General features: G+C 44.8%; 1 protein-coding gene. It reads left to right on the top strand.

Annotation, left to right across the window (positions count from 1 at the left end; translation table 11 throughout):
• The coding region (locus LG368_RS15400) for an IS5 family transposase (RefSeq protein ID WP_226755558.1) at nucleotides 1-610 on the top strand (610 nt) is incomplete at its 5' end.
• Between the last annotated feature and the right edge of the window lie 135 nt (nucleotides 611-745).

Below are 745 nucleotides of genomic sequence, written 5' to 3'. Positions count from 1 at the left end.
CAAAGAAGTAAACAAATGGCTGTCTGATTCTGGCACCTACTTTAAAGAAGGGACAATCGTTGATGCGACGATTATTGAGGCAGCAAGTTCCACCAAAAATAAATCTAATGCACGCGATCCCGAAATGCACCAAACGCAAAAGGGAAAACAATGGTTCTTTGGCATGAAAGCTCACATCGGTGTTGATGCAAAGCGTGGGTTAGTTCACAGCTTCACCACGACGCCTGCCAATGATCACGATTTAAACCAGTTGACGGAACTTCTTCATGGCAATGAGTCATTTGTATCGGCGGACTCTGGCTACCGTGGCGTAGAAAAGCGCACAGAAACAAAAGATAAGAATGTCGATTGGTTAGTAGCTGAGATGCCCAGCAAGATACGTGCTTGGAAAAAGCACCCCCGCCTCAACAAGCAGCTGATCCGAACGGAATACTTAAAGGCGAGTATCCGAGCGAAAGTCGAGCACCCGTTTAGAATACTGAAATGCCAGTTTGGGTTCCGCAAAGTCGTCTACAAAGGCCTGTCTAAAAATGACAACAAACTCGCCGTGCTGTTTGCACTTGGAAATTTGTTACGAGTAGATCAGATGATACGTTCTGCACGGGGTTAATCCGTCCAAATAACGGTTGTAAGGTGCTTGAAGTACCTTACAAGTGGGTTAAGTGGTGATTAAATGTCGCTTCTGAGGAAATACTGTCACAAGCTGAAAGTCAGCTAAAAATTGTCTTACTTGTTCGTATGTTCC

The sequence above is a fragment of the Marinomonas algarum genome (genome assembly GCF_020532605.1).
GTDB lineage: Bacteria > Pseudomonadota > Gammaproteobacteria > Pseudomonadales > Marinomonadaceae > Marinomonas > Marinomonas algarum.
This window is presented reverse-complemented; position numbering and strand designations above follow the sequence as displayed.